The sequence below is a fragment of the Arthrobacter sp. CAL618 genome, assembly GCF_000468215.1.
Lineage (GTDB): Bacteria > Actinomycetota > Actinomycetes > Actinomycetales > Micrococcaceae > Arthrobacter_D.
This window is the reverse complement of record NZ_ASZW01000212.1, coordinates 2,063-5,554: the sequence shown is the minus strand read 5'-3', so window position 1 is coordinate 5,554 and position 3,492 is coordinate 2,063. Positions and strand designations below refer to the sequence as shown.

Here is a 3,492-nt window from a genome sequence, read left to right as displayed (position 1 = left end):
GGGGGAGTCCGCCTACCTGAACGTCCCAGCCGATGACGGCCACGGCATCTACATTGCCGTGCGCGAGGGAACCCACTCGGTCCGACACACCAGCTGGGTGGGTCGTCGCATTCCCCTGACCGGGACCGCCGCCGGCAAGGTCCTCGCCGGGGAGGCTCCGTCATGCGGCTACGTCGTGGTCCGCAACGGTATCGAACCCGACGTCACCGCTGTCGCCGCCCCGGTGATGATCGGTGACCGGATCGCCGCCTCGCTCAGCGTGGTGGTTCCCAGTTACCGCATCAGCGAGCAACAGGCCGTCACCCTCGGCGAACTGGTCGCAGCCGAAGCCCGCAGCATCCTCAACACGTCCACCACCAACACCCCCGCTCCCGGCGGCACCCATCCGGGAGACACCGAAATTCAGGGAGAATCCGCATGAGCAAGTCGTTCACTCAGCACGACCCAACCCGTTCCATCCGCGCGGCGCGGGGCACCACCCTCACCGCCAAGAGCTGGCAGACCGAGGCGCCCCTGCGCATGCTCATGAACAACCTGGACCCCGAAGTCGCCGAACGCCCCGAGGACCTGGTGGTCTACGGCGGCACCGGCCGTGCCGCACGCAGCTGGGAAGCCTACGACGCCATCGTCCGATCCCTCGAGGACCTCGAAGACGACGAGACACTCCTGGTGCAGTCCGGCAAGCCCGTCGGTATCTTCCGCACCAACACGTGGGCCCCACGCGTCCTGCTGGCCAACTCCAACCTGGTGGGGGACTGGGCCACCTGGCCCGAATTCCGGAAGCTCGAAGCCGAGGGCCTGATGATGTACGGGCAGATGACCGCCGGATCGTGGATCTACATCGGTACCCAGGGCATCCTGCAGGGCACCTACGAGACCTTCGCCGCAGTCGCCCGCAAACTGGGCAAGTCCCCGACCGCCACCCTCGCTGGCACGCTGACCCTGACCGCCGGGTGCGGTGGCATGGGCGGCGCCCAGCCGCTCGCGGTCACCTTGAACGGCGGAGCGGTGCTGATTGTTGACGTCGACCGGTCCCGCCTTGAGCGCCGCGCCGCCAAACGCTACCTCGACGTCGTCGCCACCGATCTGGAAGACGGCCTGCGCCAAGTGCTGGCAGCCAAAGAGGAGAAACGCGCACTGTCGGTCGGGGTCGTCGGGAATGCCGCCGAAGTCTTCCCCGAACTGCTGCGCCGCCACCTGGCCGGGAAGCTCACCATCGACATTGTCACCGACCAGACGTCGGCGCACGATCCGCTGAGCTACCTGCCGGAGGGCATGTCAACCGAAGAGTGGGACCGGGAGGCGAAGGGTGATCCCGACGGGTTCACCAAAAAGGCGCAGACCTCAATGGCTCACCATGTCGAGGCGATGGTCGGCTTCCAGGACGCCGGCGCCGAAGTCTTCGATTACGGCAACTCCATCCGCGACGAGGCCCGCCAGGGCGGCTACGCGCGGGCCTTCGAGTTCCCCGGCTTTGTCCCCGCCTACATCCGGCCCTTGTTCTGCGAGGGAATGGGGCCGTTCCGCTGGGTGGCGCTCTCCGGCGATCCCGCCGATATTGCCGTTACCGATGCCGCGCTGAAGGAGCTGTTCCCCGGGAACGAGCACCTGCACCGCTGGCTCGACGCCGCCGGGGACCTGGTCGAGTTCGAAGGCCTGCCGGCACGGATCTGCTGGCTCGGCTACGGCGACCGCGCCAAAGCCGGGCTGCTGTTCAACCAGCTGGTCGCCGACGGCAGGGTATCCGCGCCCATCGTGATCGGGCGCGACCACCTCGACTCCGGGTCGGTGGCGTCACCCTACCGGGAGACCGAGGCCATGGCCGACGGGTCCGACGCCGTCGCCGACTGGCCGCTCCTCAACGCGCTCCTGAACACGTCCTCGGGAGCCACCTGGGTCTCCATCCACCACGGCGGCGGGGTCGGCATCGGGCGTTCCATTCACGCCGGGCAGGTATCGGTGGCGGACGGTACCCCACTGGCTGCGGAGAAGCTGGAACGGCTGCTGACCAACGATCCCGGCATGGGCGTCATCCGCCACGTCGACGCTGGATATCAGCGCGCGTCCGACGTCGCAGCGGAACGTGGGGTCCGGATCCCCATGGCAGACTGACAATCAACCGGCCCGGCACTTCTGTCCGCAGGCCCTGGAGAGGTTTTTATGACTACCGTAAGTGACATGCTCGGAGCCATTTCCGACGTCGGACGCGACTCCGTTCGGGGCGGGTATTCACGGCCGGTGTTCTCCTCGGCCGAACTGGAGTTGCGCGAATGGTTCACCGCCGAAGCCACGAAACTCGGTCTTGAGGTCAGCACCGACCGCAATGGGATCCTGTGGGGCTGGTGGGACGCCGAATCGGGTGACCGCACCGGCGCGCTGGTCACCGGCAGCCATCTGGACTCGGTGCCCGGGGGCGGAGCGTTCGACGGGCCACTCGGTGTCGCCGCAGCCCTGGCCGCCGTCGACGTACTGAAGGAACGCGGCGTCGAACCCCGGCGCGGCCTCGCCGTGACCGTTTTCCCCGAAGAGGAAGGCTCCCGGTTCGGCGTAGCGTGTCTGGGGTCGCGCCTGCTCACCGGTGCCATCGACGCCGACCGGGTGCGGAACCTCAAGGACCCGGCAGGCAACACTTTCGCCGACGTCAGCCGCGCCAATGGGCTGGACCCGAAACACCTCGGGCGCGATGAGGAAGCGCTGCGGACCATCGGCGACTTCATTGAACTCCATGTCGAACAGGGCAGGGCCTTGATCGACCTGGACTCCCCGGTCGGCGTCGGCTCGTCCATCCTCGGCCACGGGCGCTGGCGGCTCACCGTCCAGGGTCAGGGCAACCACGCCGGCACCACCCTGATGGCCGACCGCGCCGATCCGATGGTCGTCGCCGCGCAGATCGTGCTCGCTATCCGCCGGACCGCCGCCAGCCAGGACGACGCGCGTGCCACGGTCGGGCGCCTGCAGCCGGTGCCGGGCGGGACCAACGTCATCGCCTCCCGCGTCGACCTCTGGCTCGACGTCCGCCACCCCGACGACTCGGTGACCGCGGCGCTGGTGGAATCCATCCATGGCCAGGCTCAGAAGGCCGCAGCCTTCGAAGGCTGCTCGGTCACCCTCACCGAGGAATCCTTCAGCAGCACCGTCCACTTCGACGCGCCCCTGCAACGCCAGCTCCAGAACTCCCTCCGCTGCACCACCTCCGAGCACCAGGTGCCCGCCCTGCCGACCGGCGCGGGCCACGACGCCGGCGTCCTGGCCGGCTACGTACCCTCCGGCATGGTCTACATCCGAAACCCGACGGGCATCAGCCACTCGCCGGAAGAGTTCGTTGAGGACACCGATGCAAACCTTGCCGCCAGCGCGCTCGCCGACGTACTGGAGGACCTGCTGTGATCACCTTCTGGTGCGAGCAGGCCTGGGTCGCTGGCCGCGGAATCCAGCCGCGCGTCCGCATCGAGGCCGACGACGGCGGCACCATCACCGCGGTGACGGCCGGCG

At 68.4% G+C, this 3,492-nt stretch carries 4 protein-coding genes (1 of these 4 running past the window's edge); all 4 read left to right on the top strand.

All coding sequences use genetic code 11. The features are described 5' to 3' along the window. Positions 1-421 carry the 3' portion of an IclR family transcriptional regulator gene (locus K728_RS0112755; protein ID WP_443110976.1) on the top strand. Its footprint begins 323 nt before the window's first position, so 421 of the gene's 744 nt are visible here — the last part of the coding sequence; its start codon lies beyond the left edge, outside the window; the stop codon is at positions 419-421. Beyond that, complete coding sequence (gene hutU / locus K728_RS0112750) at positions 418-2,112, top strand: urocanate hydratase (RefSeq protein ID WP_024476926.1); 1,695 nt, start codon at positions 418-420, stop codon at positions 2,110-2,112. Before K728_RS0112755 ends, hutU begins: the two co-directional genes overlap by 4 nt. A 48-nt stretch (positions 2,113-2,160) precedes the next feature. After that, the gene (locus K728_RS0112745; RefSeq protein WP_024476925.1) at positions 2,161-3,387 is read left to right on the top strand and encodes an allantoate amidohydrolase; all 1,227 of its coding nucleotides are present in this window, start codon (positions 2,161-2,163) and stop codon (positions 3,385-3,387) included. After that, positions 3,384-3,492 (top strand): hypothetical protein (locus K728_RS23280; RefSeq protein ID WP_443110979.1); only part of this gene is annotated, 109 nt, incomplete at its 3' end. The genes K728_RS0112745 and K728_RS23280, both read left to right, overlap by 4 nt.